The sequence below is a fragment of the Pseudomonas fluorescens genome, from assembly GCF_000967965.1.
In the GTDB taxonomy this organism is placed as follows: domain Bacteria; phylum Pseudomonadota; class Gammaproteobacteria; order Pseudomonadales; family Pseudomonadaceae; genus Aquipseudomonas; species Aquipseudomonas grandcourensis.
Map to the genome: position 1 here is coordinate 1 of NZ_LACC01000062.1, position 1606 is coordinate 1606.

Sequence of the window (1606 nt, forward strand, 5' to 3'; positions counted from 1 at the left end):
CATCGACTTCCCCGAGGTCAAGAGCACCTGGCTGGGCGGCGCGGCGTTTCCCGTGAGCCTTGGCTTCAACCCGATCAATACCCTGGACTCCGGCTATGGCCTGGGCTGGAACCTCAATCTCACGCAGTTCACCCCCCATGACAGCATCCTGGCCCTGAGCACCGGGGAGACGTACAAGGTCACCGGTAGCGGCGCCACCCCGGACATCAAGGAAAAGAAACTCGACAGCTTCCATTTCGAAAACCTGGGCAATGACCGCTACCGCGTGCTGCACAAGTCCGGGCTGGTCGAGGTGCTGCAGGTTGGCGGCAGCAGCAATGACCGGGTGGCCTTGCCCGTCGAGATCTACTCGGCGAGCGGCCATCTCATCACACTGGTGTATGCGTCTTTTCGCGGTGGCCAGCGCCTGCAAAGCATCAGCGATGCCCAGGGCGAATTGCTGCGCATCAACCGCCCCAACGATACCCGGGTGGAAGTGCTCGCCCGCCCCAACGACGGCCCCGGCGGCGGTCCGCTGGCGCGTTACGAAATGAACCTCAACGCCAGCGGCTGGGTCACCAGCGTCGTCTTGCCCACCGCCGACAAAGCGTCCTGGCGCTTTGCTTATGGCAACGGGCCGATCCGCGGCATTCTGTGCCTGCACGAAGTCAAGACGCCGGTCGGCGGTCGGGAAACCATCGACTACAGCGACACCGGGCACCCTTATCCCGGCGGTATCAGCCGTCCCAACCTGCCACGGGTCACCCGCCATCGCAGCTACCCCGGCTTCGACCAGCCGACGATCCAGGTCGACTACAGCTACACGGCCCGTAATTTCCTCGGGGCCGGGGCCAGCGTCAGTTGGGAAGACGGCATGGACCCGTTGTACAAGGTGGCGTCCAGCTATGAGTACGGCTGCGTCGCCAGCCTGATGGATGGCACCACGGTGGTCCGCCAGGTCGAGCGCACCTTCAACCGTTTCCACTTGCTGACCGAAGAAAAAACCACCCAGCAACAGTGCGTCAAACGGATCAAGACCGAGTACTACGCCCAGGACATCCCGTTCGAGCAGCAGGTCGCGCAATTCCAGTTGCCAAGGAAAGTCACCACCAGCTGGGAGATGGCCAACGACGCCACCCAGTACCGCGACGAAGTCGCCCTGACCGCCTACGACGGGTATGGCAACCAGACCGAACAGGTCGAGCCCAACGGCATCAAGACCACCTACACCTACTACCCCAAGGCGGGCGAGGACGGTTGCCCGCCAGACCGTTTTGTGCGCAACCTCAAAGACACCGTGATGACGCCTTCGCCCGACGGCGCGGCGGGTGCCCCGACGCTGCGCACGCGCTTGCGCTACGCCGCGCACAAGCCGTTGACCGGCAGCGGCCTGCAAGACTGGCTGGCGATCGAGAGCGAGACCCTGGTGCACCTCGATGGCAGCAACGAAACGCTCCTGCAAGAGACCCGGCGCAGCTACCACGAACTGCCCGGCGATGCGTTCCTGCACGGCCGCCCGGTCACTCAGCAAACCACCCTCAATGGCAAGACCAGCACGACCTCCTATCAGTACGAAAGGCTCCCCAGCGCACTGGCTGGAGAAACCGTGTTGCAAACCACTGAAACT

1 pseudogene is annotated in these 1606 nt (G+C 63.5%); it reads left to right on the plus strand.

Annotation, left to right across the window (positions count from 1 at the left end):
- Positions 1–1606, plus strand: a pseudogene (locus VC35_RS27940) (sugar-binding protein); the annotation flags it as partial.